This is a genomic window from Pseudomonas sp. GD03862, assembly GCF_029840855.1.
GTDB lineage: Bacteria > Pseudomonadota > Gammaproteobacteria > Pseudomonadales > Pseudomonadaceae > Aquipseudomonas > Aquipseudomonas alloputida.
Genome location: NZ_JAOCDI010000001.1, coordinates 1 through 24,550 on the forward strand (window position 1 = coordinate 1; position 24,550 = coordinate 24,550).

At 58.5% G+C, this 24,550-nt stretch carries 22 protein-coding genes; 18 read left to right on the forward strand and 4 right to left on the reverse strand.

Features of this window, described 5'->3' with window-relative positions:
• From N5D53_RS00005 to N5D53_RS00050, 10 genes are all read left to right on the forward strand, one after another.
• Positions 1-544 (forward strand): hypothetical protein (locus tag N5D53_RS00005; protein ID WP_279838963.1); only part of this gene is annotated, 544 nt, incomplete at its 5' end.
• Complete coding sequence (locus tag N5D53_RS00010) at positions 544-1,875, forward strand: MFS transporter (RefSeq protein WP_108078641.1); 1,332 nt, start codon at positions 544-546, stop codon at positions 1,873-1,875. The genes N5D53_RS00005 and N5D53_RS00010, both read left to right, overlap by 1 nt.
• A 72-nt stretch (positions 1,876-1,947) precedes the next feature.
• A complete protein-coding gene (gene pxpB / locus N5D53_RS00015) occupies positions 1,948-2,634 on the forward strand; it encodes a 5-oxoprolinase subunit PxpB (RefSeq protein WP_279838965.1) in 687 nt (228 codons plus the stop codon).
• Complete coding sequence (locus N5D53_RS00020) at positions 2,631-3,596, forward strand: biotin-dependent carboxyltransferase family protein (RefSeq protein ID WP_274083868.1); 966 nt, start codon at positions 2,631-2,633, stop codon at positions 3,594-3,596. Before pxpB ends, N5D53_RS00020 begins: the two co-directional genes overlap by 4 nt.
• A 15-nt stretch (positions 3,597-3,611) precedes the next feature.
• Positions 3,612-4,394 carry a LamB/YcsF family protein gene (locus N5D53_RS00025; protein WP_279838971.1) on the forward strand — a complete coding sequence of 261 codons (783 nt, stop codon included), beginning with the start codon at positions 3,612-3,614 and terminating at the stop codon, positions 4,392-4,394.
• Positions 4,394-4,828: a biotin/lipoyl-containing protein gene (locus tag N5D53_RS00030; RefSeq protein WP_279838973.1), complete on the forward strand. Its 435-nt coding sequence runs from the start codon at positions 4,394-4,396 to the stop codon at positions 4,826-4,828. The genes N5D53_RS00025 and N5D53_RS00030 overlap by 1 nt, the downstream gene beginning before the upstream one ends.
• A complete protein-coding gene (gene accC / locus N5D53_RS00035) occupies positions 4,821-6,197 on the forward strand; it encodes an acetyl-CoA carboxylase biotin carboxylase subunit (RefSeq protein ID WP_266033117.1) in 1,377 nt (458 codons plus the stop codon). The genes N5D53_RS00030 and accC overlap by 8 nt, the downstream gene beginning before the upstream one ends.
• Positions 6,187-6,588 (forward strand): hypothetical protein, encoded by a 402-nt coding sequence (locus tag N5D53_RS00040; protein WP_279838976.1) that lies wholly within the window; start codon positions 6,187-6,189, stop codon positions 6,586-6,588. Before accC ends, N5D53_RS00040 begins: the two co-directional genes overlap by 11 nt.
• Positions 6,589-6,669: 81 nt before the next feature.
• Positions 6,670-7,902 (forward strand): OprD family porin, encoded by a 1,233-nt coding sequence (locus N5D53_RS00045; protein ID WP_279838977.1) that lies wholly within the window; start codon positions 6,670-6,672, stop codon positions 7,900-7,902.
• A 75-nt stretch (positions 7,903-7,977) separates the two neighbouring features.
• Complete coding sequence (locus N5D53_RS00050) at positions 7,978-8,889, forward strand: LysR family transcriptional regulator (protein ID WP_266033126.1); 912 nt, start codon at positions 7,978-7,980, stop codon at positions 8,887-8,889.
• Positions 8,890-9,088: 199 nt separating this feature from the next.
• On the opposite strand, the gene N5D53_RS00055 is transcribed toward N5D53_RS00050, so the two are convergent.
• Positions 9,089-9,733, reverse strand: coding sequence for a TetR/AcrR family transcriptional regulator (locus N5D53_RS00055; protein WP_132845603.1), 645 nt, complete (start codon positions 9,731-9,733; stop codon positions 9,089-9,091).
• 369 nt (positions 9,734-10,102) lie between these two features.
• Here N5D53_RS00055 and N5D53_RS00060 point away from each other — a divergent pair, with 369 nt between their 5' ends.
• From N5D53_RS00060 to N5D53_RS00095, 8 genes are all read left to right on the forward strand, one after another.
• On the forward strand, positions 10,103-11,197 hold the full coding sequence (locus N5D53_RS00060) for an LLM class flavin-dependent oxidoreductase (protein ID WP_266033135.1): 1,095 nt from the start codon (positions 10,103-10,105) through the stop codon (positions 11,195-11,197).
• A gap of 18 nt (positions 11,198-11,215) precedes the next feature.
• Positions 11,216-11,836 (forward strand): NADPH-dependent FMN reductase, encoded by a 621-nt coding sequence (locus N5D53_RS00065; protein ID WP_132845601.1) that lies wholly within the window; start codon positions 11,216-11,218, stop codon positions 11,834-11,836.
• The gene (locus N5D53_RS00070; RefSeq protein WP_279838985.1) at positions 11,826-14,276 is read left to right on the forward strand and encodes a glycoside hydrolase family 3 C-terminal domain-containing protein; all 2,451 of its coding nucleotides are present in this window, start codon (positions 11,826-11,828) and stop codon (positions 14,274-14,276) included. The genes N5D53_RS00065 and N5D53_RS00070 overlap by 11 nt, the downstream gene beginning before the upstream one ends.
• A gap of 70 nt (positions 14,277-14,346) precedes the next feature.
• Positions 14,347-15,561 (forward strand): MFS transporter, encoded by a 1,215-nt coding sequence (locus tag N5D53_RS00075; protein ID WP_138736396.1) that lies wholly within the window; start codon positions 14,347-14,349, stop codon positions 15,559-15,561.
• A gap of 95 nt (positions 15,562-15,656) precedes the next feature.
• Positions 15,657-17,006, forward strand: a complete 1,350-nt coding sequence (locus tag N5D53_RS00080) for a carbohydrate porin (RefSeq protein WP_138736395.1) — start codon at positions 15,657-15,659, stop codon at positions 17,004-17,006.
• A gap of 9 nt (positions 17,007-17,015) precedes the next feature.
• The gene (locus N5D53_RS00085; RefSeq protein ID WP_279838989.1) at positions 17,016-18,221 is read left to right on the forward strand and encodes an MFS transporter; all 1,206 of its coding nucleotides are present in this window, start codon (positions 17,016-17,018) and stop codon (positions 18,219-18,221) included.
• 40 nt (positions 18,222-18,261) lie between these two features.
• A complete protein-coding gene (locus tag N5D53_RS00090) occupies positions 18,262-19,245 on the forward strand; it encodes a fumarylacetoacetate hydrolase family protein (protein WP_266033152.1) in 984 nt (327 codons plus the stop codon).
• Between the two features lie 44 nt (positions 19,246-19,289).
• Positions 19,290-20,078 carry a cyclase family protein gene (locus tag N5D53_RS00095; protein ID WP_132845583.1) on the forward strand — a complete coding sequence of 263 codons (789 nt, stop codon included), beginning with the start codon at positions 19,290-19,292 and terminating at the stop codon, positions 20,076-20,078.
• 96 nt (positions 20,079-20,174) lie between these two features.
• Here N5D53_RS00095 and N5D53_RS00100 read toward each other — a convergent pair whose 3' ends face one another.
• The 3 genes from N5D53_RS00100 to N5D53_RS00110 form a co-directional block, all read right to left on the reverse strand.
• The gene (locus N5D53_RS00100; RefSeq protein ID WP_243055402.1) at positions 20,175-21,110 is read right to left on the reverse strand and encodes a VOC family protein; all 936 of its coding nucleotides are present in this window, start codon (positions 21,108-21,110) and stop codon (positions 20,175-20,177) included.
• 16 nt (positions 21,111-21,126) lie between these two features.
• The gene (locus tag N5D53_RS00105) at positions 21,127-22,284 is read right to left on the reverse strand and encodes a prolyl oligopeptidase family serine peptidase (protein ID WP_138736392.1); all 1,158 of its coding nucleotides are present in this window, start codon (positions 22,282-22,284) and stop codon (positions 21,127-21,129) included.
• A 534-nt stretch (positions 22,285-22,818) separates the two neighbouring features.
• Positions 22,819-24,525: a DUF5597 domain-containing protein gene (locus N5D53_RS00110; RefSeq protein WP_279838996.1), complete on the reverse strand. Its 1,707-nt coding sequence runs from the start codon at positions 24,523-24,525 to the stop codon at positions 22,819-22,821.
• Positions 24,526-24,550 lie beyond the last annotated feature (25 nt).

A 24,550-nucleotide genomic window follows, 5' to 3' on the forward strand; every position in this document is an offset into this window, starting at 1 on the left:
GGACCGTGCATCGATGGCCGGAGTGATTAAGGCAACACGCTTTAAATCCCCATCCGATTTTCCAAAATACCTCGCGCTCTATTGGGCAGAGGGCATCTCTGCCTTCGACTGCCCGGAATATGCGCAGGCGTTCAAGTACCAGTCTGTCTGGTCCAGGAAAATGCTTCCGCTCATGCAGAACCCCACCCGTCGCATCGGTGAAGCTTTTGGGCAATTTGACCAGCCTGGAGGGGAGTGGGTGGCAGTCGTCGCAGCAGCCGAAGCAACTGAACCTCGCTCGCTGAACACGCTTCATTCAGCACTTGCCGAGATCCCAGGGTACATCCAGAGCTACGCTATAAGTCCGGTGCCAGCGCTGAGCTTGCCGTTGCCCCAGGAAGCCGGCAACCCGCGGCCGATGGCTCCCATACTCATCGTGGAATGCGCCAGCGAAAGTGCGGCGCGACAGGCTGCCGAATCCAGCCTGATCCATTTGCCCACCGGTAGCACCCATTTTGGCGTGTATCAGAGCCTGAGCAAGGACTCGGTCGGGGAGGTGCGTTGATGAACACTTCGATCGCATCCGTGGATCAGTCAGGCCCCATCAGCAGCGAAAATTCTGGCAAGCGTGCCGACATCAGGCGACTCGCCGCTGCCAGCTCGATCGGGACTACGCTCGAATGGTATGACTTCACGGTCTACAACCTGATGGCGGCGCTGGTCTTCAATGTCATCTTCTTCCCTTCGTTCGACCCGTTGGCGGGTACCGTCATTGCGTTCTCCACCTACGCGGTAGGCTATGTCTCGCGCCCTCTGGGCGGGATCGTCTTCGGCAGCCTGGGCGACAAGCTCGGCCGGCGCTGGGTTTTGGTGGCGACACTGATTTTGATGGGGACGGTGACCGGGTTGATGGGGTTGTTACCTACCTATGAAACCTGGGGTATTTGGAGCCCAATCCTTCTGGTCCTGCTGCGTTTCCTGCAAGGGGCAGCTATTGGTGGGGAGTGGGCCGGATCAGTACTGTTGTCCATGGAGCATGGCGAAGATCGCCATCGTGGTCGGAATGCTTCCTTCACACAGGTAGGTCCGGCCTGCGGGACCCTGTTGGGTGCCGGGTTCATTGCCTTGATCACTTTCGTCATGACGCCCGAGACGTTCCAGGAATGGGGCTGGCGTATTCCATTCCTGTCCAGTGTCCTGTTGGTGATGCTCGGGTTCTGGCTGCGTCGGGGTGTAGATGAAACACCGGTTTTCAAGTCGATCGAGGCGAAGGAAGCCAAAGTCGACGCACCGGTGCGGGAAGTGTTCGTTGGGCACTGGCGGCGGTTGCTGGTCGCAGGCGGCGCACGTATCGGCTCGGACATCGTCTACGCGTTGCTGGTGGTATTCACGCTCGCTTATGTGACCAACGTCCTGCACTTACCTCGTTCTACCGCGCTGACTGCCACGATTATCGGTTCCGTGTTCCATGCCGTCAGTGTTCCGCTGTTCGGTATGCTTTCCGACCGATTGGGGCGCCGGCCGGTCTACGCATTGGGAGCAGTGCTATCGCTTGGCTGGGGGTTTGTGTTCTTCGTGCTGCTGGATACCGCATCCCCCGTGCTCATCTGCCTGGCAGTCATTGTCGGCATGATCTTCCAAGCAATGATGTTCGGCCCCCAAGCTGCTTTCGTTACAGAGCAATTCCCCACTCGCGTCAGGTATGCCGGATCGTCGTTGGCCTATACCTTGGCCGGCATTGTCGGAAGCGGACTGGCCCCACTGGTTATCACGGGAATATTCAAGGTATACGAGTCTTCGTTCGCAGTCAGCCTATATATCGCCGGCGGGCTGATCATCACCTTGATAGCGCTTGCATTCGCACGTGAAACCGCGAAGAAACCGTTGGAAGAATAATCCGAAATAGACAGGCAACTTCCTGATGCCCAATTGGGGTTGCCTGTCAAAACTTCGCTGTGGGATCAAGCCATGCGAGATATAGACATTATTGAAACGCCTGCCGCCGAATTATTGTTTAGCCCGTCAGGGTGTGGTGCAGTGCTTGTTGATAGTTCCCAGCCGGTGTTTTCGCCAAGTGTGCAAAGAAAGTTTTTTTCACTGGCGCGCGCACTGGAAACTGATCAACAGATCAGTGAATTGGTGCTCGGGGTGAACAATCTGTTGGTCATGTTTGACCCGTTCGTTAGTTCACCTTCGACGATTGAACAATTGATTCAGAGCCTTTGGCTGTATCCCGATGCGCTTCCTTCCACCCCCAGGGTTATGGAAATCCCGGTGAGCTACGGCGGTGAAGCCGCTCAGGACCTGGCCATGCTCGCCGAGCACGCGGGGTTCAGCATTGATCAGTGGATCGAATGTCATAGTAACGCAACCTATGAGGTGGCGTGCGTCGGCTCCATGCCCGGCTTCGCCTACCTGTCAGGGCTACCCGCTGAATTGGCCAAACCCAGAAGAGCGTCCCCGCGGGCACAGCTCGCCAAAGGTACTGTGATTATTGGTGGTGCGCAGGCCGGAGTAATGCCGTGCACCGCACCATCAGGCTGGCACGCGATAGGGCGTACTGACGTCGATCTGTTCGACATTCAAAGACAGCAGCCATGCCTGCTGTTGCCCGGCGACCAAGTTCGGTTCCTGGTTCGGGAGGTCGCGTCATGATCGAAGTACTGAGTGGTGGTGCATTGAACCTGGTCCAGGATCTCGGGCGCTCGGGGTGCATGGCGATGGGGGTGAGCCGCAGTGGCGCCATGGATGCGCCCGCACTGATGATTGCCAACTGGCTGGTTGGCAACCAGGAGAACGCTGCAGGGCTTGAAGTGACCATCTTTCCGTTCCGTTTCAAGGCGGAACGCGAGCTACTCGTCAGTTGCACCGGTGCACACTGCGCACTTAGCGTGGATGGGCATCCCGTACCCAGTTGGACTTGTCTGGAAATCAGGCCCGGCCAACAGGTAGTGGTTGAGCGACCACGCTTGGGGGTCAGGGCTTACCTTGCGTTTTCAGGTGGTGTTGACGCACCGGTGCAATTGGGTTCCCGCGCGACAGATCTGAAGGCGGGGTTCGGCGGTCATGAAGGGCGGGGCCTCAATCGTGGTGACCGTCTTCGACTATTGCCCCAAAGCCTTTCGTTACCAGGACGTGCCATCCTGCCCCTTGAGCGTGTGCAGTATGCAGAGGCTATGCGCGGCCAGCAGCTGACAGTGCGGGCGATCGCGGCAGCTCAGGCTGACGACTTTTCCTCCGCTTCGTTGGACGCGTTCTATTCCACTCCCTACGAAGTCACCCCGCAGGCCAACCGCGTCGGTTACCGCCTGCAGGGCCAACCCCTGCAGACCCTTCGACCCATCGAATTGCTCTCACATGGCATTGCGCCGGGCACTGTCCAGGTGCCGCCAGCGGGGCAACCCATCGTGCAACTGGCGGAAGCCAATACCTGCGGCGGCTATCCGAAGATCGCCACGGTACTCGATTGCGACCTCTGGCGCCTCGCCCAAGCGGGCGTCGGTTGCAGCATTCATTTCGAGCTCGTCACTGTGGCCGAAGGCATTGAAGCCCTTGCCCAGCACCGTGCGGCGCTCGCGAACATTCAGCGACACCTGGACGTCAGTCCACCAGCCTGATTCGAGGAACAGACAATGAACAACAAGACCTTACGCATCGATATCAACTCGGACATGGGCGAAGGCTTTGGTCCTTGGAAAATGGGTGACGATGACGCGATCCTCGACATCGTTACCTCTGCTAACGTCGCCTGCGGACTGCATGCCGGCGACCCTGAGATCATGGCTACCACCTTCGCCCAAGCCCAAGCCAAGGGCGTAGCAGTGGGGGCCCACCCCGGTTTTCCAGATCTTTGGGGTTTCGGTCGCCGGGTGATTCCGCACACGACCGGCGAAATTGAGCGCTTCGTTGCCTACCAGGTCGGTGCGGCTGTGGCGTTGTCCAGTTACGCCGGTCACCCCATCACGTACGTCAAAGCCCATGGTGCGCTCGGGAATCTCACCCAAACGGACCCTGAGGTTGCCAAGGCTATCGCCAAGGCCGTCAAAGCCGTCGACCCCACGCTCGTCTGCGTCACATTCGCGGGTGGACTGATGATTCCGATTGCCAATGATATGGGCCTCGAAACTCGTGCAGAGGTCTTCGCGGACCGTGCTTATACCGAGGCCGGCCATCTGGTTCATCGTAAAGAGCCTGGTGCAGTGCTCCACGACGTGGATTTCGCCGCCCAGCGCATGCTGCGCATGGTTCAGGCAGGCGGTATCGAAACGGTGAGCGGACGCATGCTTCCAGTTCATATCGACACCATCTGTGTGCACAGCGACACGCCAGGTGCAATCAGCATGGCACGGGTACTACGCAAGACCTTGGAGTTGGCCGGCGTCCAGGTTTGTGCTTTCGCTGAGGGATCCCGCTGATGGACAAACCCCTTGTCGAACGGCTCGTCAGCCTGCTCGAAAACAGCGCATTGAGTGAAATCGAATATTCGGCAGACGGCACCCGTATTCGGTTGGTCAAAGAGTCGGGGTGGACGGTGCCCCTGCAGCCTCGCCCACCTGAAGCGCAGTCATCAATGGCAACGCCGACACGCCAATCGAGTTGGACCATTGATGCCGGATTGACTGGCATTTTCTACCGCGCCCCTTCGCCGGATGAGTCCGCTTTCGTCGATGTTGGCACTGTCATTGAGGAAGGCCAGCAGGTAGGAATCATTGAGGCGATGAAGATGCTAAACGTGCTCGAAAGCGAGCGCAGCGGGCGTGTGGTGCGCATCTTGGTAGAGGACGGTGCTTCGGTAGAGGCAGGGACGCCGCTGTTCGAGCTGCAATCGATGGAGGATGGCCATGTTTGACTCAGTCTTGATCGCCAACCGAGGCGAGATCGCCTTGAGAATCCTGCGTGCTTGCCGGGCATTGCAGATTCGGACTATTGCCGTGCATTCCTCGGCAGACGCCGATCTGCGCCATGTGCAATTGGCCGATCAGGCACTGTGCATTGGCCCCGCCGCCTCGGCTCAAAGTTACTTGGATATCGGTCGCCTGCTGGAGGCCGCCGAGCTAACCGGTGCGGGCGCCATCCACCCCGGCTACGGCTTTTTGTCTGAGCGTGCCGATTTTGCCGAGGCTGTAGAACGCTCCGGTCGAGTGTACATCGGCCCCACCGCTGCAGCCATTCGCCTGATGGGCGATAAGGTCAGTGCCAAAAAGGCCATGCTGGAATCCGGCGTGCCTTGCGTGCCCGGCTCGAACGGCGCTCTGCCTGGCGACCCACAGGCGGTGGCTGACATAGCCCGACATGTGGGGTATCCGCTGATTGTGAAGGCAGCAGGTGGTGGAGGCGGGCGGGGAATGCGCATCGTCCGCGAGCCAAGCCAGTTGGCTCAGGCGGTGATCACCACGCGGGAAGAAGCCAATCGTGCGTTTGGTAACCCGGCCCTTTACATCGAACGTTTTCTCGAAAATCCGCGGCACATCGAAATCCAGATCCTGGCAGACGGATTCGGCAATGCGGTATGGCTCGGTGAGCGTGACTGTTCCATGCAACGGCGGCATCAGAAGGTGATCGAAGAATCTCCTGCCCCCGGTGTTTCAAGAGAGGCGATCGCAGAGATCGGGCAACGCTGCGTCGACGCCTGCGTGCACATCGGCTATCGCGGCGCGGGCACTTTCGAGTTTCTCTACGAAGACGGGGCTTTCTACTTCATCGAGATGAATACCCGAATCCAGGTCGAGCATCCGGTGACTGAGTTGGTGACCGGTATCGATCTGGTGGTGGAGCAGTTGCGAATCGCCCGGGGGGAGCCTCTGTCGTTCGGCCAGAAAGATGTCGCCGTGACCGGGCACGCGATTGAGTGTCGCATCAACGCCGAGGATCCATGGCGGTTCACGCCGGCACCGGGCACAGTTGACCATTGGCTTGCGCCTGGCGGCCCGGGAGTTCGTGTCGAGTCCCACTTGTATTCCGGGTACCAAGTACCGGCCCACTACGACTCGCTGGTGGCCAAGATACTTACGTATGGCAGCAACCGCGAGGAGGCCGTCAACAGGATGCGCCAGGCACTAGAAGAAACCGTGCTGGAGGGGATTTCATGCACCATTCCACTGCACAGACGGTTGATGGATGAACCTGGGTTCACAGCTGGCGGCTACAACATCCATCACCTGGAACATCTTTTCGAACAAGGCTTTGGTCAGTCTGCGGAGAGCCCTCATGAGCGTTGAAGAACTCGCGGTACTGATTGAGCAGTTGCAGGGGCGAGGTATTGCGAGATGTGAGTACGAAACTGAGCAGGGGTCAGTGGTTCTGGTCTTCGCGTTACAATCCCGTACATCTGTCGTGGAACCGGTTCAACTGCCTGTCCCGGGTCGCCAGGATACTTTAGTCGAGGCTCCGAAGGCCGGCCGGTTCTTGTCTTCCCATCCTTTGCAGGGCGTCGCTCTGGCGGCCGTTGGCGAACCTGTCGAGGCGGGTGCAATCATCGGCTTCATTCAGGTTGGGGAGTCCCTTCAACCCGTCAAAGTGAAAGCTGCCGGCGTCATGGTCGGCTACTGCCCGGTCGACGGCGAGCTTGTAGGCTACGGGGCGCCAATCGCAAGGCTGATCCCTTCCTAAGGGAATGCCAGCACGCGCACGACCTTATCGTGCGCACTCCCTCCTGCGGTATTCATCTATTCAAGAAGAAGAGGTCGCTGCATGCGTGCACATTGGCCCGTGGTACCTGCTGTCCTGTGTTTGACCTTTGCAACGGACCTGAGAGCCGGTGGCTTTCTCGAAGACAGCCGGGCAAACGTCGACTTCAGAAACCTGTATTTCGATCGAGACTTTCGCCAGCCTGGAGGTAACAGTGCAAACGGTCAAAGCCAAGCACGGGAGTGGGGTGAAGCCGCCGTTCTGACACTCCAATCCGGATTTACTCAAGGTACGTTTGGGCTGGGGATCGATGGCGTCGCCATGACCGGCCTCAAACTCGATTCCAGCCCAGATCGTGCAGGCACCGGTATGTTCCCAACTGAGCGTGACGGACGTTCGGATGATGAATTCAGCCGACTGGGCGCGAGCTTCAAATTGAAGTACTCCAAGACGCTTGTTCGCTCGGGCGTCATGGCCTTTCGTAAGCCCGTGCTTCAAAGCGCCGACTCTCGGCTGCTACCTGGGCTGTTCAAAGCCACCACGCTGGAATCCAGTGAGCTGGCGGGCCTCACCCTTCAGGCTGCACGCGTGACCAAAACGATGGGTTTGGATTCATCTAACTGGGAGCGGCTGACCAGCCGCTATGGCGGGCGCAGCGAGGATTTCACCCTGTACGGAGCGGATTACGCGCTGAATGACAAAAGCCAAGTCCGGGCTTATTACGGAAAGCTGGACGGCATTTACCAACACACGCTGGCCAATTACCAAGGGCGCGTCGATTTCACGGCGGATCGACACCTCTCTTTCGATTTGCGCTGGGCGAAGGCGGAAGAGGTAGAGGACTTTCGCGACATCGACAACAGGGCAGTGGGCGCCTTGGTAGGGTTCCGCCAGAAGCACCACACATTGAGTCTGGGCTTCCAGAAGATGAGCGGGCACGATGCTTATCCGTACGTAAACGGAACCGATCCCTACCTTGTTAACTTCGTTCAGATCCTGCAGTTCTCCAATGCTGGAGAGCGTTCATGGCAGTTGCGCTACGATCTGGATCTGGCCGCATGGGGTGTTCCTGGGTTGAGCTTCATGAGCCGATATGTCCGGGGAGACCAAGTTCAGCTTTCGAGCGGCGGCGAAGGACGAGAATGGGAGCGCAATAGTGAGCTCACCTATGTCATCCAGGGCGGCTCATGGAAAAACGCCTCAATCAAATGGCGCAACGCCACTGTCCGCTCAACCTTTGGTAATGATATCGACGAAAACCGCCTCGTGATCAGCTACCCACTGAGCCTGTTCTGATGGATCATCGATTCATAGATCGAACGCCCCGCTTGGTAGCGGGGCTATCCGCCGGATCGAGTTCGTGGGGAATCAATGAATACGCGTTTCATCGAGGCGTTCTTACAGATTGCAAGGCTGAAAAGCTTCAGAGCCGCGGCCGAGCATCTGCACCTGACCCAAGCTGCCATATCCAACCGGATCGCTTCGCTTGAAGAAGAGATCGGTGCTCGGTTGTTTGAGCGGGAAACACGAGAGCTCAAGTTGACTGCGGTCGGCTCGCGGCTGGTCGACTATGGCGAGCGCATGCTGGATTTGGAACAAGAGATCCGCCATCTGGGTCGGCCCAGTCACGAAGTTTTGGGGTTAGTGCGCATTGGTGCGGTAGACAGCGTGGTGCATACTTGGCTGATTGCCTTCCTGAAGTGCCTGCAGTCGACTTACCCGGGTATCGAGGTTCAGCTGACCTCGGAAACCAGCGCCGGTGTTCATAAGGCATTACGTGATGGGGTGATCGATATCGCCCTGCAGACGCATCCTATCGAAGGTGACGGTATCACCAGCATTCCCTGCCTCTCGATTGCCACAGGGTGGATAGTCAGCAACCAGGCGATGATCAGTGCCCAGCAACCCATTCTGGATTTGCTGGGGCAGCCGACCATCACCATGAGCCAGAACTCACAACCCCATCTGGTCCTTAAAGAGCTTTACCGCAGGTTCAGCCTCCCGGTCGGCAAGACGCACCATGTCAGTTCGATATCCGCACTGGTGCAACTGGTTCAGGCTGGTTTTGGCAACGCGTTTGTTCCTCTTGCGCCGGTGCGCTATGCCATCGAGTCGGGTCAAGTGAGGCTGGTGGACTGCGGGCTGGCAATCCCCAACCAGCCGTTGGTTGTAAGCTATACCCAAGCGCACTCGTCCGAGGCTATTCGGTTGGTAGCAGAGCTTGCGTGCCGTGAATGCGATCAATACGTACGAGCCTTGGTGCCTCCGTACGCTGCTACCTGACGTTGACGAATTCATGCAGCGCTATTCAAACAGGGTGATAGACCGCAAACTCTCCGAACGCGCGGCGTGCATCACCGAAGAAGCCCCTGAGGCAGTGGTACGCATCGGTGAACCTGGATTGGGGAGAGCAGGATGTCGATATCTTGCCACTCGACCCGGCTAAGTGGGCACTGCGCGCGGCAAACCAAGGCAAAGCCGATCAACTGTGGTCCATTTCCAGGCAAAGGAAACCCCGACACATGATGCCGAGGTCTTTTTTCAATTGTTCCCAATTACCCTCGCCAGAGGCTTCGGCCGCAGAGCCAAGCCCCAGGAATCGTGCCAGTGCGGCATAGGTGATCGAAAAGCACGCCTCTACCGCATGGGGCGGATTCGGATGGCGGATATCAGCGCAGCACTCCAGCAATAGGCTCTGAAAACCATGGGCAGCTTTCAGGTAGCTGGCTTTGCCGCAATTGGCGACGTGCTTGTCCGATGCGCGGCCCATCAGCGGACGCAACAGGTTGGCATGGGTCTTGAGGTGTTCGGCGAGCATCTCCACCACTGCAGGCACACGCTTGTCGAGTGGCAGCTCGCGCGCGCGTAAGGCGCTTAAGAGGGTGGCCCACTCCGCATCGATTTCGGCAAGTACATTGGTCATTACCGCCAGGAACAGATCATCCTTGCCTTGAAAACGCGCGTAGATTGACCCCACCGAGACCCCTGAGAGCTTACTGATCGCGCCGATGGTGAGCTGCTCAAACGTGCCATCGCGTAGTAACTCACGTGAAGCGGCCATCAGGCGCTCAAGGGAGGCTCGACTGCGGTCTTGTTTGGGTTGCTTGGCGCCAGGCGCAATGGACATGGATCTGCCTCTGGTTGGAAATGAAACGCTGATTTTAACTGCTGCAAGAAAGATTGTGTCGCGAAGGTCATACATTAGCGGGCATCTGGACGTGTTGACGAGCTTTGGACGAGCTGCTATTTTCTGCAAATAGAACGTGCATTCTATTTAGGTGGATTGCTCACGCATAACAAGAAAAGGTAATTATTCCATGGCTCCCATTACCATCCTCCATCCTTGTCTCTCGCGGCTGTCAAATGACGGCTTGTTTTCAGTGCTGCAGACGTTGGCGCACGTGTTCTGAGATCTTCCCTGGCACCGTACTTCAGGTCTAATTTCGACAATTATCTAGAATCAGAATTCCGATTCAATAATAAGAAGGGTTTTTCTATGCGTTTTTCAGTGTTCCTTGTAGGCCGCTCCACCGCCGCAGAAGACGACAAGGCGGTCATGGACGCGTTGATCGATCACGCCTGTCAGGCTGAAACCCTGGGTTTCGACGCGATTTTCATGCCCGATCACCACTTCACGGGCTACGCACCGATGTCCAGTGACCCGTTCATGTTCGCCGCGTATCTGGCCAGTCGGCTCAAACGCGTGCACTTTGGCATGTCTGTTACCACTGTGCCGTTGCATCACCCGGTGCGTTTTGCCGAACGTGTCAACCTGCTCGATCAGTTGACCGAGGGCCGCCTGCTGGTAGGTATCGGCAGCGGTACTACACCTGAAGAGATGATCGGTTTTGGCGTGAACTACAAGGAAGCATCGGCTCTCTTGCAGGAAAACCTCGACTTGGTGCAACGGCTTTGGGACAAGCGCGTCGAAGATGAGCCGATTACCTTCGAGACCAGCCATTACAAAGGGGCAGTGGTACAGCGCATCGTACCTACGGCGTTCCAGCGGCCGTTCAATCGCATCATGCCAGTGGCACTGCGTGAAACCAGCATGCAGCGCGCCGCTGATATGGGCTGGCCGGCGTTTATCCCTGCATTCACTCCTCCGGTACCCGCCAGCGCCGAGCCCTTCGAGCACCTTAGTCGGTACTTCACGCGCTACCGCGACGCCCTGGAGGCCGCCGGGCATACCCAGCAGGTGGTTGACCATTGCTTGTCCTGGACCACTCACACCTACCAATGCGTGCACATCGCAGAAACCGATGAACAGGCCGAGCAAGAGCTTCAGATAATCCTCAAGGCATACAAGCGCGCGATCGACCGCGAGTATGAATTCAACAAGCGAGCCGAGCAGATCAGCGGCGTTGAGTTGCATCCACACCCCGATTGCTTCAGCCGTGAATGGATCAAGACATGGTGCCTGCACGGTAGCCCGGAAACCGTTGCTGCAGAGCTGGAAAAGCACCGTCAGCTGGGTATCGGCAACGTGCTGATGGGCTTCACCAATGGCCCCCTCACGCAAGAGCGAGTGCGCTATGGCCGTCAGTCTATGGAGCTGTTTGCCAAACACGTCATGCCTCGTTTTCAGTGACCGCCGGAGCCCTTTCCCATGACAGAAGCCAATACTCTTAAACCTTTGAAACAAGGGCCACTCATCGTCGGTATCGGCGGCACTACCCGTTCCGGCTCAAGCACCGAGCGCGCGCTTGCCTTTGCCTTGCAGCATGCCAGGCAATGCGGTGCCCGCACCCTCATGTTCGGCGGCGCCGAGCTTGCACAGCTGCCGGCATTCAACCCCGAGGATAATACCCGCAGCGCTGGACAGTTGGCGCTGATCGAAGCCGTGCGCCAGGCGGACGGCATTATCCTCGCCACACCTGGCTACCATGGTGGTGTCTCGGGGCTGGTAAAAAATGCGCTGGACCTTCTCGAAGATCTGCGTGACGACACCCGTGTGTACTTCGACGGGCGTGCGGTAGGCTGCATCGTCACCGCCGCCGGCTGGCAGGGTTGCAATACAACGTTGGGAGCCTTGCGTTCGATCGTCCATGCGATGCGCGGCTGGCCTACGCCATTGGGCGTGACGTTGAACACCGCCGGCGTAAAGCTGTTCGACACCAGTGGCAGCTGCACTGATGAGCGGGTCACCCAAGCGTTGCAACTGGTGGCCGAACAGGCGTTGGCAGCCCCTGTACGGGTTGTGGCTGCGGAGCTTGAAAATGCCTGGTGAAGATCTCGCCGAAAAGCTGATGTTCACCGCCGGTGCCGACATGTGGTCGACCTGCACGGATCAGCAATGGGGGCTGAGCGCGTTGCGCATGGCCGATGGCCCGATGGGCGTCACAGGTGGCCGGGTAGACGAGCGCGATGTCGCCCTATTGACCCCGTGTGGCTTGGCATTAGCGGCTTCGTGGGACGCCGAGCTGGTACAACGTGTTGGTCAGGTGATTGCCGAAGAGGCCGTGCGCATGGGCGTTCAGGCGGTGCTGGCACCCAACCTGAATTTAATGCGCAGCCCGCTGGCCGGTAGAGCATTTGAACTGTTCGGCGAAGACCCGCTGTTGATTGCACAACTGGGTTGGGCCTGGGCGCAGGGCGTGCAGCAAGAAGGCGTTGCCGCAGTAATCAAGCACGTGGTGTGCAATGACTCCGAAACCGACCGGCGCAGCATGAATGCGGTGGTCGATGAACAGGCGTTGCGCGATGTCTACTTCAAGCCCTTTGAATATGCTGCGCGCCACGGTGCATGGGCAATGCTCACGGGTTACAACCGGGTCAATGGTCGGGCGTGTGCCGAGCATGAACAGGTGCTGCGCAAGTGGCTGAAGGGCGACCTGGGTTGGGACGGCTTGGTCATGTCGGACTGGTTCGGTACGCAGGATGGCATCGTCAGCTTGAATAACGGTCTGGACCTCGAGATGCCTGGACCAGGCCGACACATGGGGGCTGCGCTGCTGGGTAACCCTAGCCTTCATGCCGTGGACGAAGCGCGTCTGGACGATGCAATCGAACGTCTGCGCAGACTGACCGCACGGGCACAACCGACACAGGCACCTGACCGCTCGGCAGCGGCTACTGACAGGCGCCTGCAAGTACTCGAAGAGGCGGCTGCAGCGGGCATGGTATTGCTGCGTAATGAGGGCGATCTGCTGCCCTTGGAGTCTGACTCAAAAGGGCTGCTCGCGGTGATTGGGCCTAATGCGATCCGGCCGTGCTATCAGGGCGGGACCTTTGCCAAGGTCGCCTTGGCCGACGATGTGGTTTCGCCGCTCGAGGCCCTCAATCAGGCGTTGGCGGACACTGGCAAACGAGTCATTTATGCCCAGGGTGCTGCAGCTGAGCACCGTATACCGCCGATCACTGAACTTGATTTGTCGTGTGGGGAAGGCCAGCCAGGCTTGTTGGTTGAGTTTTTCGCCCCCGGCGCTGCTCAACCGTGCCACCGCGAAATCCGCCATGCGAGTTCGCTGGTCTGGTTCAAGGACATGCCGGGTATAGGGCCGCTGTTGACCCTGAAAGACCAGGCGCAAGTGACGGTAAACACTCGTTTCGTTGCCCCGCGCAGCGGTGAATATCGCTTTTACTGGGGCGGGACCGGGCGTGTGCAGTTGACGCTCGATGGTGCGTTGCTGGGCACCTTCGATGGTGCTACTGCCGAAGGCGACATAATGGGCAAATTGATGCAGGCGTCCCATACGACGGCGGCATTCAACCTTGAACAGGGGCAAACAGTCCGTTTGAGTTTGACCATGGACATCGCCCGCAGCCTTGCCCACGGTCTGTGGCTGGGCTGCCAGGTGCCAGAGCCTTGCGACCTTGTTTCGCAGGCGATTGCGTTGGCGGAAGAGGCCGACCACGTTCTGCTGGTGGTCGGCGAAACGGCAGACGCCGGGCTTGAGAGCGTCGACCGCTCCAGTACCCATTTGCCTGCCGCGCAGGAAGAATTGATCCGTCGGGTCTGCGCTGTGAACAACCGTACCACGGTGGTACTCAATGTCGCCCATCCGGTCGATATGGAGTGCCTGCAAGATGCCGCGGCGATCATCGTTGCCTGGTATCCAGGGCAGCAGTTTGGGCCCGCGCTGGCCAGCGTGGTATTTGGCGAGCGTGAACCGGGAGGGCGCCTGCCGGTGACCTTCGCCCGAGATGAAGCCGACTATCCGGTGTGGTCGCTGACCCCTGCTGCCAATGGCGACCTTGCTTATCACGAAGGCTGGTGGGTGGGCTATCGCAGCTTTATCGCACGTGATACTCATCCGGCATTCAGCTTTGGCTATGGGCTTGGCTATGCCCGTTTCGCGTACAGCCCTGGCGCTGTGCACGGCAAACGGGTGGATCAACTGGTGATCTCGCTGACGGTGCGCAATATCAGCGCGCGGGCGGGCAAGGAGGTGGTCCAGTTGTATCTGCTGGAGCCATCAGCCGCCGATGAACCTGCACGCCTGTCGCTTAAAGCCTTCGCTGCGGTGTTCGTGCAAGCCGGGGCCGAGCAGGAGGTTCGCCTCACGCTGCAGGCAGATGCGTTCTCCCGCTGGGACAGCCGTGCCAACCGCAGCGTATTGATCGCAGGGCGTTATCAACTGCAGATCGGACACGCCGTCGATGACGCGTTGATTCAGTACAGCCTGGCGGTGGGGCACAAGGGGGATGTTGAAGTACTTCACGATTGATCATTGATTCAAGCCTTTGTGTGATCCACAACAAAAACAAAAGGCACCTCAAGTGTGCCAGGAGTCGATCATGTCCAATGCGGTCTCTAGCAGCAAGGGTTCATCAGCCGAGCGTAAAGCTGGCGCGGCCCAAGCGCTGATACTGGTCTTTACCACGCAACTGCCGATCATGGGATTGCTGTCGCTGATCCCCATCGTTCCATTGTTGTTCGAACAGTTTGGTAGCCATCATGAAGCGCGCTTCTTGATTCCGCTGCTAATCACCGCGCCCAGCGCCTGCATCGCATTGCTCTCGCCGCTGGCGGGGTGGTTGGCCGACCGCCTGGGCAGGCGCCGTCTGTTGCTCGCTGCGGTGTTTGGCTATGGCATCTGCGGGTTCGCTCCGTACTTTTTGCATGACCTCACCTCGATTATCATCAGCCGCTTTGGCCTGGGGATCACCGAGGCAGTCATCATGACCGTGGCAAACACCCTGATGGGCGACTTCTATCCGCCCGAGCCGCGGCGTAAGTGGCTGGCTGTGCAAAGTGCGGTGGGCTCCCTATCAGGCACGACGTTGATGTTCCTCGGCGGAGTACTCGGAGGCTATGGCTGGCAAGGGCCTTTCCTGCTTTACCTGCTGGCGTTCCCGATCTTTGCAATGTTGCTGTTTTTTACCTGGGAGCCGGTTGCCCATCGCGAGCCTTCAGGTTTTGCCGGCGCAGCTTGCTTTCCGGTGCGGAAAATGGGCGTCATTGCCTTGGTCACGCTGTTTTGTGCGGTGCTGTATTACGTTGAAGTGTTGCAGGTCAGTCAGGTGTTCCACTTGCTCGGTTTGACCAGCACAGCAGATATCGGCCTGGCTGGCGCGATTGCCGGGTTGGGTGTGCCGCTGGGCGCGCTGCTGTTCGCCAAGCTGTCGAAACAGGACATCCACGTTCATGTATTCACGGTGTTTACTCTGTTCGCCATAGGCCTGGTTGGGCTTGGCCAAGCCAGTACCATACCTTGGGCCGTTGGCGCAGCGTTTGTTGCGCAGGTGGGTTGCGGCATGCTGATCCCCGCGCTGATCAACTGGTGCCTGGGCAGCCTGAATGCACAACACCGCGGCCGTGGGGTGGGTATCTGGACGGGCGCATTCTTTATCGGTCAGTTCGTCAGCCCGTTTGCAGTCACTCTGCTGGCCTCTGCGTTCGGCGGTCTGGCGACAGCAATTGTCGCCATGGGTGGAGTTGCGTCGGTTGCGCTGCTGGTTGTCTGGTTTATCCCACGAAACCTGCGCCACACCTCTACGCAAACCGGCTGATCTACAACCACTGTCCTCCACTGCCTGGCTACAGGCGGTGCGGGCTTCTGCGCGCCTGAAACCTTGATCTATCAAAAACAATAAAGGATGGAGCTATGCAGTTCTCGAAGATGCTGTTTGCCTTGCTGTGCGTTGCAACCTCTCCTGTGGCGCTAGCCGTGACCCCGATGGCGGCCGAAAGCAGAACCGGCCCGGGTAACCTGCCACAAAGTGCCTTGCCTGCTGCAGCGGATGGCTGTCAGGACTTCGCCAAATTCATGCCACGCACCGAAGCGGTGCTTCATCAGACACAACCCTGCGAGACGATCGCTCCCGAATTGTTCGGATTGCGTTCGACGCTGGCCGAAAACGGTATGGGGCTGGCTCTGAATGTGCAGCCGAACTTCCGTTATGACGTACTCGGCCACAATGAAAAGCCACAGTTGTATAACGGACAGAACCCAACCTACCGGCAATCGACAACCTTCAAGTTGACGTACGACCTGACCCGCATGGGGTGGGGTGGCGATGCCCAGTTTGTACTGGGCGGCACCTGGGAGTCCGGGAGTTACAAGTCAGGCAACCCCAACTTCGCGACGATGTCCAGCTTCGCTGTCAATCAGCGCTTCTACGATGGCCGACTGGAGCTTCAATACGGCTACTACAACTTGATCCGTGAATACTACGGGATGGTCTTGGGTGGGAACTCTTCTGCGGCAGCGCTTGGCCCGACCAGTGTGATTCCGGTGCAACTTGGCTTGTCACTGTTTACCCCAAGCCCGGCGATTACAGTTGGCATCAAGGACTCGAGCAAACGTTGGTACAACCGCGCGTCTGTGGCACGGAGTGCTAGCCCCAACCGCTTTCAGTACGACCTGGACGAGAACCCAAGCGGTTTTGAAATCAAGGTCAAGGGTTCTCGCGCACTGCTGGTGGACGAGGTGGGTTACAAAATCGATGCGGGGGCTAATCGGCCAGCGTTCTGGGCGAGGGCAGGGGCGATTTACAACACCAGTCACTACAGCGACATGCGTAACGGCGGCATGACCGATAACAATTATGGCGGCTATGCGGCCGTTACGCATCAACTGACGCAGCCGAACAAGGCTGGCCCCCGAGGCCTGTATCTGGACGCCAAGATCAACTATGCCCCAGAGGACCGCAACCTCTACACCAAGGACTTCCAGCTCACGGCCTTCTACATCGGTCCCTTCGAGACACGCCAGCGTGACATGGCGTCGATTGGTTTTACCCGGAGCTACTTCAGCACGTACGCGCACGATGCGGTAGAGGCGGGGGGAGGCGATGCCGAGCGCACGTCGACTGCCTTGTCCGTGTCCTATGCGGCACGTATGACCCGTGGGGTGTATTGGGTAAACGGTCTTACTTACCAGGAAGGCCCCACGTTCTCGCCAGCGCGCGATGACGCGCTGATCTTCCAAACGGGTCTGAACCTGAGTTTCTGAGGAGTCTGAATGAAGTTCACCCACATCCTGCTGTTGGCCGGGCTGAGCATGCTTGGACCACTGGGCATCGACATGTACCTGCCTGCGATGCCGACCATCACCGAGCAAATGCGTGCTGCGTCTTGGCTCGTGCAGCTTTCGCTCAGCGCCTACCTGGTCGGGCTGGCAGCAATGATGTTGGTCTACGGAGCACTTTCCGACCGCGTCGGCCGGCGACCTGTCCTGCTGTGGTCTACGGCCGCTTTCAGCCTCTGCTCACTGGCGGTAGCCTGTTCGCAGAATGCGGAGCAGCTGCTGCTGTTCCGCGTCTTGCAGGGCCTATCTGCCGGGGCCGGAGGTGTTGTCGGCCGCGCACTGATTCAGGATACGCTGCAAGGGCCGGCAGCCATGCGCGCCATGTCGCAGGTAATCATGGCGTTCGTGCTGGCGCCCGCCATTGCCCCCCTATTAGGCGGTTATCTGCTCGACGCGCTGGGATGGCGCGCGGTGTTCCTGGCTCAGGCCGGGTTCGCTGCCGCGTTGTTCGCCTGGGCACTAGTGCAGCTCGGCGAAACGCTGCAGCCAGCGCATCGCGTAAGGCTAGGTATGCGCGCCATGGGCCGCACTTACCTGGCGGTCGCCAGGGACGCGCAGTATCAGGCAATGGTCCTGGCCGGCAGCCTGACGTTCATGATCTTCTCACTCTACATCGGCGCCGCCGCCTGGTTTGTTCTGCAGGTACTGGCGTTGCAGGTGACCGAGTTCGGCTGGGTGTTCATTCCCCTGGTGGCGGGTGCCATGCTCGGCGCCGCTGTCAGTGCGCGGCAGGCCTCGCGCTGGTCACGCAGCAAGCAAATGCTGGTGGGCTACGGGCTGATGCTCACAGCCAGTGCTTGCAACTGCGCCTACTTCATTTGTACCGATTCGCCACAGGTGCCTTTCGCTGTACTGGCACTGGCGTTGGCGAGCTTGGCTTTTGCGCTGCTCAACCCATGCATCTGCCTGATGGCTGTGGAACGCCACGCCGGTTATAGAGGCATGGCCAATTCTCTGTTGTCTTTCGAGCAAACGCTTTTCTTTGCCGCGGTCACGGCATTTTTGTGCCCCGCCCTGGAGCCCAGTGCAACCGCCTTGGCGGCGGCACTGTTTGTCGCGGTGCTTTTGAGTGGTGTGATCATGCTGCGTTCCGTGACATCTGAACGGACTGTCGAACACGTGGCAGGCACCCCCTCATGACCGTTCAGTCTTTCTGCAAAATTACAGGGAGCTTCTTGAAATGAAATTGGCAACGCTTCGAGATGGCAGTCGCGATGGCTGTCTGCATTTGATTTCCCGAGACCTCACACAAATGGTATGCGCCGCAGATATCGCACCCACGCTGCAAGCAGCAATCGAGCGTTGGGGCACTGTAAGCTTTGCCCTGGAGAAGCGCTATGAAGCTTTGAATGCTGGCCAGCTGGGGCATGCACTGGCCTTCGACCCACACCAGGCGATGGCACCATTGCCGCGGGCCTGGCAGTGGCTAGACGGCTCGTGTTTTCTGAACCATGCCGACCTCATGCAGCGCGCATATCAACTTGAACCGCTGGATGGCATCGAGTCCATACCATTGATGTATCAAGGGGCTGGGGATGACTTTCTGGGGGCGACGGATGATCTGGCACTGCCAAGCGACGCGCATGGCATCGACTTTGAAGGCGAGTTTGGCGTGCTGGTAGATGAAGTGCCGATGGGCTGTTCGGCCGATCAGGCGCTCGCCCATATCCGCCTGTTGGTCCAGCTCAACGACGTGAGTTTGCGCGCGCTAGGGCCGCGCGAAATGAAAACCGGCTTTGGCTTTGTGCAAGCCAAGTCGTCCTCCAGCTTTGCTCCGGTGGCGGTTACCCCTGACGAGCTGGGTGACGCCTGGCACGAGGGCAGGGTGCACTTGCCATTGAGCGTGGAGTGGAACGGCGAATGGTTCGGCCACCCCCACGGTGGCGCTATGAATTTCGGCTTTCATGAACTGATCGCTCATGCTGCGCTGACTCGGCGCTTGAGCGCAGGCACCGTGCTCGGCTCCGGTACGGTATCCAATGCCGATCGCAATGTCGGCTCGGCATGTATTGCCGAGCGCCGCGCCATGGAGATGTTGGAGCAGGGTGCGGCACGGACGCCGTTCATGCGCTTCGGCGACCGGGTGCGCATGGAGGCAAGAGACCTGCAAGGGCAGGCCTTGTTTGGCGCGATTGATCAGCGTGTGGTGCGCGCCGGTATTTGACTGAGCGCTGCCAACCCTCAACTCATTCTTCAAGGACTCAGCGCATGACGCTTCCAGGCAAACGACGCCTCGTCGACCTCTCCGTGACGTTGGATAACAACCCGTACACCGACCCGCCGCCGTTACTACCGCACATCGACTATATGGACCATCAGCAGGGATGGCCGGAAATGGCGGCGATGTTCCCCGGCCTAACCCTGGAGCAGTTGCCCGGCAAAGAGTCCTGGGCGGCAGAGCGGCTGACCCTTACCACGCACAGCGGCACTCACATGGATGCGCCATGGCATTATGCGTCGACCACCGACGGCGGCAAGCCAGCTTTCGGTATCGATGAACTGCCCTTGGACTGGTGCTTGCAAGCTGGTGTGAAACTGGATTTTCGTCACTTGCCGGATGGGCATGTGGTAACTGCAGCGCAAGTTGAGGCCGAGCTGCTGCGTATCGAGCATGACTTGCAGCCGTTGGACATCGTGTTGGTCAACACCCGCGCAGGTGAATTGTTTGGACAACCTGGTTATCTGGACGCCGGGGTCGGTATGGGGCGTGAGGCCACGCTCTATCTGCTCGATCGAGGCGTCAAGGTGGTGGGCACCGACGCCTGGAGCTGGGACGCGCCGTTCAAATACACCCGTGAACGGTTCGCTGAAAGCGGTGACGCCTCGTTGATCTGGGAAGGGCACAAGGTAGGTCGGGATATCGGTTACGGCCAGATGGAAAAACTCGCAAATCTTGCGGCGTTGCCAGCCAAAGGCTTTCTCGTTTCGTGCTTTCCCTACAAGATCAAGCATGCTTCGGCAGGTTTCGTAAGGGCGGTAGCGATTTTCGAACAGTGATGAGCGGGCCCTGCAAAAAGGCGCCAGCTTTGATTCTGGGACATAAAAAAGGGCTAAGTCTGGGATACAGACTTAGCCCTTTGTCGTTATGTGCGATCAATGCTTGGGTGGCGGCCCCCCTGGCGCCCATTTTTCCTGGTGACTGAACAGGAAGTACTGCGAGTTGTCGGCACCCGGCAGCGCCTCGCGCGCAGCCCAGTCGTCATCATGCAGGTCCATATCCGCGTCGTACTCTACGTGGCAGCCCAGCGGGCTATTGAAATACCAGAACCAGTTCGACCCCAACTGATGACGTCCCGGGCCCCAGAACGACTCATAGCCTTTCTTGACGAAACGGCTACCGGCTAGTAGCACTTCAGTCGGGCCGCCCAAGTGGAAGGTGAAATGTTCGATACCCTTCAGGAAGGGTGGGGTCTGGATCAGGAACAAGGTGTGGTGATCGAGTGTGCCAGCAGGCCGCAGGAACGGCCCCACCCCAGTGAATCGGTCAGTGCAGACGAAACCGAGTCGAGCATAGAACGCCTCCGCCTTGGCGTAGTCGGGCACGAAGTACACGACATGCGACAGGCTACGCGGGAGAGCTTCGATCGCGTCGCTGGCTCCCAGGTCGTTGACTGGACGGCCACTCTGCGCCCCCGGCGCATTACTGATCTCGCCGGGGAGCTGGAGTGCTTGACGACGAGTGATCTGAAAGCCCAGCGCGAAGCCCATGTCGTCCACGGCTCGCAGTACCCCATCTTCACCGCGGACAACGACACGGTCCTTGCTCAATTCGGCTTCGATGGCTTGCAAGGCTTGTTCGTCGGCGACCCCATAGACGGTTTCGCGAAGCATAGTGGCGGTTTCCATGGGCGCTGGCAAACGCCCGTCACTGCGGTGACGGACAAGCACACCGGTGCCGTCCAGCGCCTCCAGGTAACCACCATGCTGATCTACATCGACGGGCTTGAGGCCGTAGTCGGTCAGGTACTTGACACACTGCTGGACGTCGTCCACGCCAAACACCAGGTAATCGGGTCCAATGATGTTCATGATTGTCTCTCTTCTGTCAGGCCGTGCGGCCGCCAAGGGTCTGGGCAACCCAGTCAGCAATGAAGTGTCCCGCGTTTATGGAGTTGTCGAAGCTCGAATGCTGTACGCCGCCTTCGCGCGCGGTGAAAATCTTCAACTCGCGCTTGGGGCTGTTCACCAACTGCTCGAAGGTGCGGTACGCCCACTTGACTGGGATCTGCGAGTCCTGCTCGCCATGGGTCACCAAGAACGGCACCTTGATCCGCTCGACTACACCGTCGAGATGAACGTTTTCAGCGATGCTCATGAATTCATCGATGTCTTTACCGCCCCAGACCCAGCGCACGTGATCCCAGTAATGTGGCACGGGGAAGTCGCCTTCTCGCTCCAGGCGACGTTGCTGCACGTCTCGCCAATCGTGGTTGGCGCCCCAGACCACGCCGCAGGCAAAACGGGGCTCGAAGGCGACAATCCTCGGGCAGTAGTAACCGCCTAGAGAAACGCCTTCGCAGCCAATGCGCTGGGTATCTACATCGTCACGCGTCTCGAGCCAGTCGAACACGCGGCTGCCCCAATGTTCAGCGTCGTAGCGCGCTTTGAGGCCATGCAAGCGGAGCGCCTCGCCGGTCCCGGGTTGGTCGAGTATGAGCGAGGCCACACCACGCTTGGCCAGCCAGGCTGGTAGCCCAACTCGATATTTCATCTCTTTTACGGAGTCCAGGCCATTGAGCTGTACCAGCAAGGGGGCACGCCCGGTTACACCTTCGGCGCGTACCAGTAACCCAGATAGCACCCCATCTGCATAAGGAATCTCGACACGTTCGCAGTTCTCTCTCGACAGATCGACGCCGCGGGCGAAGGTGTCCAGAAACCGTTGGTAGAGGGCAAGCCTACCGGGGGTGTTGTGCGCTTGCAGGCGCTCGCATGTCAGGTAATAGATGGCCGCTCTATTGTACTTTTCACCGGCAGACAACCTTCGGCCCAAGGCAAGGTCCTCGCTTGCGAGGTCGCACAGCTTGTCTGCCATTTTCGACCACGTTTCGCGAAACGCCTGGGTACCTGCTGCGTCCGGCTGCTTTGCGGCGTCCTGCAGGGGTTCGCACATTTCGACGATTTCGCCGATACGGGCACCCATTTCCAAGGCAAGATCCACGGACAAGTTCCACGCGTAGTTGGTGGGGAAGTATCGGAACATGATTATTATTTTCCTCTTGGAGCTAAACGACTAACAACACACGTTCAACAGGTGCTGGTAGCTGATGCCCAGGAAGCGCGGGCTTCCCACGCTCACCCCGCAGGTGCAGGTTTGAGTGATGCGCTGCCACTGAGCTAATCCTGGAATGCCAATACTAGAATCACAATTCTGATTTAGCCAGCTTTTTAGGTTTTAATCGCTGTTAACACCGTGCTTTGCTGGACAGCGGGCAACCGTACCGAGGGCTGCTGCCGATGCGCTCTGCTTCCAATTTGGGCTTGCTAAGCGTCCCATGCCTGGCTGTGTAAGATCACATCGAGGTGCGGAGGGGGGGGCAACCTGCAGCGCAAGCAGGAGGTAGATCGTCAACAGGTGATCGTTGACGCCAGCGCCGCAGGCATTTGTTAGCCGCGTGTGTGGTCGCATGGTGGTACCGCAAGGGAGTGCTGACCTGTTCTTCGACGCTGCCAACCGTGAATAGGGCAACTGTGAGGTTCGATGCTAGGGCCGCCCAAAGCCCTAGCACACCAAGGCTTAGTGACGTATCAGCTTGATCTTAGCGATACCGAAGCGATCCGGAGGGACCAGTCGCAAGCGTTGATCACCGTTTAATACGCGGCCTGCGACCCACTTGCCCGCTTGGAAGCTACCTTCCTCGACGCGAGAAATCTCTACAGACTCCTGACTGCCTTGCTTGGGTTTGAACTCCAAATAAAGATCACGGCCCACGATCAGAAATTCGTCGCTACCTGTTTCAATGATCAAGCCGCTGGGACGCAGGTCGCTACTGTCGGGAGCAACGCTCGAGTCAGCTTGCTGTTTCTTGGCTCTGCGATCCACTGGCGGAGGGACCCCCATGTCACGCAATTTAGTCAATAGGCTTTCATGTTGGCCTTTAACCGTAATGGTGTAATTATCGAACGTGAATTGTTCCTGGCTGGTGGGCTCGAGCGCGAAACCGCGAATTTTATTGTCCGCCTGTGCACGCGCAATCACTTCTGTCATAGGGCCTAACAGGCCGTAAACCTCTGCGATCTCGTTGCCCAGAAACCCGTCCTCAATGCCGAAAGGTGAAAAGCCGACGCCGCGGTAGAGGCCGATCGTTTTGAATAAATTGCCCACGATAAATCGAGCCTCGGGGACGAACAGCATATTGTCGGAAGTTGTGTATTGGCTGGCCCATGCATCGAAGTCATCTACGTAGATGTCGGGTGACAGCCAGTCAAGCTGGGGTGCCCCAGCGGTCCAAATATCCATTACCTGCGGCACCGGCCCCCCGGAAGGGTACGTGCCTGCGCTGTCCTGTGGAGCTTGTGGGCCCAGCCAGGCGTTGGCATACATCGGCAGTGGAAGTTGTTTCTTGCCCGCAGCGGCGACTGTATCGACAGACCGTGCCTGGTGCCACGCCATGAAAATTTCATCTCCCCTCATGTCGTCACCAAATACTTCAGGCCACGTGCCGGTAGTCCGGTAACCCTGCTTGGCCCATGCCTCCTTGATAAACGGCGATAGGGCTTGCTTGTTGTGTTCAAGGTGAGCCATCAATTCGCTTGGCACCTCACGCTTCCAGGCCTCTTCTGCTTCCGGTGAACGCTCACGGCTATCGCCGAGCAGCCCCGTTTCGTTTTGCACCTGAACGGCGATGACTGTGTGTTGTTTGTCATGTGTCGCAAGAAACTTCAGCACTTGAGCGAACGCGTTGGCGTCGGCGTCGAGCGTCGATTGGCTGAAAATGCTGAGTACCGGCAATTCACCTTGTTTTTGCTGCAGGCCGGGCGAGCCGATAACGGTGCGAGGGAACCTCTTGGGATCAGCCCGCACCCAGTCAGGGGCATAGGTCGAGCGCGCATTTTTCTTGCTACCGAACCACAATAGTACTATCCGCATGCCTCTGGCCTGAGCCTGAGCTAAGTGATCCTTGATTAAAGCGAAGTCAAAACGCCCCTCCTCAGGCTCAGTCAACTCCCAGTAGATGGGGATGATTGCAGTGTTGACGTTGAGGGCCTCCATTTTGTCCCAGGTGGCTTTCATATACTGAGTGTTTGAAGCCGAGGAGTTATGCACCTCACCGGCAAGTGCGATGTAGGGGCGATCATCGACCATGAGCTGCAATAGTCCATTGTTACGACGTACTTCAGGGGTCGGCGAATCTTTCGCATAGGCGCTTCCCAAGCTCAGTGTGGCGGCCAGTATCAGCCAACTCATGCCCTGCCAAAGCGGAAATCTCGTGCCTTTGTACATCAAAACGTCCTCATTATTTTTGTTA